This is a genomic window from Methanocalculus sp. (genome assembly GCF_029762515.1).
GTDB lineage: Archaea > Halobacteriota > Methanomicrobia > Methanomicrobiales > Methanocorpusculaceae > Methanocalculus.
In genome coordinates this window covers 1-3712 of record NZ_JARVGN010000235.1, presented here as the reverse complement: position 1 = coordinate 3712, position 3712 = coordinate 1, and the positions used below count along the sequence as shown (strand labels likewise).

The 3712-nt window shown below is 57.5% G+C and carries 4 protein-coding genes; all 4 read left to right on the top strand.

Annotated features, from left to right (window positions below):
- Positions 1–145 (top strand): divalent cation tolerance protein CutA (cutA, locus tag QCH34_RS13345; RefSeq protein WP_366898498.1); only part of this gene is annotated, 145 nt, incomplete at its 5' end.
- Positions 142–888, top strand: coding sequence for a formate dehydrogenase accessory sulfurtransferase FdhD (gene fdhD / locus QCH34_RS08695; protein ID WP_300332946.1), 747 nt, complete (start codon positions 142–144; stop codon positions 886–888). The genes cutA and fdhD, both read left to right, overlap by 4 nt.
- Complete coding sequence (locus tag QCH34_RS08690) at positions 885–2519, top strand: 2-oxoacid:acceptor oxidoreductase subunit alpha (protein ID WP_300332944.1); 1635 nt, start codon at positions 885–887, stop codon at positions 2517–2519. The genes fdhD and QCH34_RS08690 overlap by 4 nt, the downstream gene beginning before the upstream one ends.
- Positions 2516–3355, top strand: a complete 840-nt coding sequence (locus tag QCH34_RS08685; protein WP_300332941.1) for a thiamine pyrophosphate-dependent enzyme — start codon at positions 2516–2518, stop codon at positions 3353–3355. Before QCH34_RS08690 ends, QCH34_RS08685 begins: the two co-directional genes overlap by 4 nt.
- Positions 3356–3712 lie beyond the last annotated feature (357 nt).

The window sequence follows — 3712 nt, the reverse complement described above, 5'->3', positions numbered from 1 at the left end:
CAAGACAACGGCTGATGTGAGCGGGGATCTCATACAGCGGATCGAGGCGATCCACTCCTATGATGTACCTGAGATACTTGTCATCCCGGTTCAGGAGGGGAGCCAGCCATACCTTGACTGGGTTCGATCGGAGGTGGGCGGATGAATCTTGTTCATCATACCGGGATCATGTACAAAAACGGTACGATCTCGGAGATAGACGATGCGATCGTCTGCGAGGATACCTTTTCCCTCCACCTGAATGATACGCCGCTCCTGACGATGGTCGCCTCAGACGATCACCTCCGTGAACTCGGGGCGGGTTTTATCATCTGCTCTGGTATAGCTGACCGGATCGATTCGGTCACCGTCATCGATGAGAATATCTTTGTCGAGGCCCCGGTGACGGGGGAGTTTCTGGCAACGCTTGAGTCGTCAGGCGGGTATGCAAACCAGGCAGAACCCCCTTTGGTGCACTCGAAATTCAGAATCACTCCAGAGAAGGTGCTTGAGGTGAGGGAGTCGATCGACTCCGATGCCTGGCTGAAGACCGGCGCACTGCATGCCTCGGTCCTCTTTTATAAGGGAGAGCTGGCGATCAGGTGCGAGGATATCGGGCGGCACAACTCTGTCGACAAGGTCGTCGGCCACGCGATCCTGAATAAACTCCCCTTATCGGAATGCGTGATCGGCTGCACAGGGCGGCAGCCGTCGGGGATGGTGCAGAAGGCTGCCAATGCGGGCATCCCGATCATCATCTCCCGTGCCGCCTCCACCGATCAGGGGATAGCAACTGCAGAAAAGACTGGTATCACACTGATCTGTTTCACGCGGGAGGGGCGGTTCACCGTCTATACGCATCCCGAGCGGATCATCGGACTTGAGCAATATGGGAAGGTGAAAAAATGAACGACTATTCGATCTGTATCGGCGGGCAGGCGGGCGAAGGGATCAACAAGGCAGGGCTGTTGATCGGCCGGGTGCTTGGCCTCCTCGGCTACCAAGTGTACATGTACTATGACTACCCCTCCCTCATCAGGGGAGGGCATAACTATGCGATTCTCCGATGTGCAGACCATGAGATCGGGGCGATTTGTGGAAAGCCCGATATCGTCTGTGCACTTGACCAGGAGACGGTGAACCGGCATGGAGAGGGGGCAGTCCTGATCTATGATGCTGATGTTGCAAAGGGTGAGGGGATCGGAATTCCCGCAACCACGATCATCAGGGAGGAAGGAGGAGCGCCGATTGCCAGGAACACGGTTCTCATCGGCGCACTCTGCCGGGCTGCCGGGGTACCTCCCGAAATCCTTGGAGAAGCGATCACTAAGGAGTTTGGAAAACGATCAGAAGAGAATCTCAGGCTTGCCCTCAGGGGATACCATGCAGCTGAAGAGCGGATGCAGATCCCAATTCAGAAGAACGATTCTCTTCCGCTCTTAACCGGGAACGATGCGATTGCACTCGGGCTGATCCGGGGCGGCCTTGATGCCTATGTCTCCTACCCGATGACCCCGTCATCATCGATTCTGCACACGATGGCGGATCTGGCCCAGGGAACCCCGCTTCTTGTGCTCCATCCCGAGAATGAGATCGCGGTGATCACAATGGCGCTCGGTCTCTCCTATGCGGGAAGGCGGGTTGCAGTCGGGACATCCGGGGGCGGGTTCTGCCTGATGACCGAAGGCGTCTCGCTTGCCGGGATGGCCGAGCAGCCGGTGGTGATCGTGATGGCGATGCGGCCGGGCCCCTCCACCGGGATGCCGACCTACTCATCGCAGGGGGATCTCAGCTTCGTCCTGCATGCAGGCCACGGCGAGTTCCCGAGGATCGTGATCGCTCCGGGCACCACCGAAGAGGCATATGAATGGTCTGCCCGTGCGATGCACCTCGCCTGGCAGTTCCAGGTACCGGTCTTTGTCCTCTCTGACAAAAACCTCGGTGAGCATCCGAAGTCTACAGAGATCGATCCTGCGTTCCCTGTGCCGGTTGCGTCTGTCCGCTCTCCCCGTGGAACATATGCCCGCTACTGCAATACGCCGGATGGGATCTCCCCATTCTATCCGCCTCCGCTTACCGGCAATGTGGTGAAGGTGAACTCCTATACCCATGATGATTCAGGGATCACAACCGAAGATCCAGGTCCGGCTGCTGCCCATGCAGTGAAGCTGATCCGGAAAGGGGCAACGATAGAGAATGAGATGGCATACTATGGCTGTCTCAGGGTTGATGGCGCAGAGGATGCACCTGTTGCCCTCATCTGCTTTGGATCTACCGGAGAGGCCTGCCGGGAGATAGGGGAGCGGCTTTCGCTCAGGGTGATCCGACCGATCGTCCTCGAACCCTTCCCGCTTGCACAGTTTGCCGATGCACTGGCGGGTGTTAAGCGGATGATCGTAATTGAAGAGAATGCCACCGGCCAGCTGGATTCCCTGCTCAGGGGATATGGGATCATCGCTGATCGAAGGATCTCAAATGTCAGTGGCAGGCCATTTTTCCTTGATGAACTGGAACTGAAAGTGAGGGGGGTGATGCAATGAAGGGAGCAGAGTATATCAGCGGGGCACAGAACACCTGGTGCCCCGGATGCGGGAATTTTGTAATCCAGCATACCATAAAGGACGTCCTTGCCGGACTTGGGCTTTTGCCTGAAGAGGTGGTTCTCGTCTCCGGCATCGGCTGCCATGCAAAGATTGCAGACTATATGCAGACGAACAGTTTCTATTCAATCCATGGCCGGGGTATCCCGGTTGCAACCGGCATCCATCTTGGAAACCAGAAGCTGACGGTGATCTGCTCAGCCGGGGATGGCGATGCCTATGCAGAGGGGCTTGACCACCTGATCTTTGCAGCAAAGCGGAACGTGGATATCACGGTGATCATCCATGACAACCGGGTCTATGGCCTGACAACCGGCCAGTACACCCCGACATCGCCACTCGGTTTTACCGGTAAATCGACACCTGATGGGACACATGAGGATCCCTTCAACCCGCTTGACCTGATGCTTGCATCCGGTGCGACCTTCATAGCCCGCTCCTATTCGCGGGACAAGACGGGGATGGCCGGGGTGCTGAAGCGTGCCATCCAGCATAAGGGGTTCTCGTTTGTGGAGGTCCTCCAGGTCTGTGCCAGTTTCTATGATGCCCATGCCTGTTATGACGAGCACGTCTACACGCCTGAGGGGCACGACCCATCAAACCGTGATTCCGCAGAGCAGCTGATCCGTGAGTGGAACTATGCCGGGGAGGGGGCAATCCCGCTCGGGGTGCTCTACGAGAGGGATGCCCCCACATTCGGGGAGCGGGTCCTTGCAGGAAAGGAAGGGGAGATCGACAGGACGGGGATTATTGAGAGGGCAATTGGGAAGAGGTGAAGGGGGATATACGGAGGGATACATCCCGGTATAGATCCCAACGCCACTCACCTGGATCATAACAGATCATGAGGGGCGACGAAAAGCAGGTGCGGTGCGGGTATCGGGGGGCGGGGTAAGGCTGGATCAGGCTGAGAGAGGTGATAAACCCTTGCTCATCAGAGCAACCTGAAAGGCGATTCGGAGAATCGGGGTGTATCTCCTCTGGCAGCCCAGAGCAATATTCCCGCCCCTCCCTGCGCCGTATCTGCGGCTGCCCGGCATACATTCCCTGCGAAGCATATGCGGACGGGGACGGGGCGGTGGGGGGTTTGGGTTGGTTTGCAGTGAACCTGTCACCGAACATCCTCCGGGGGG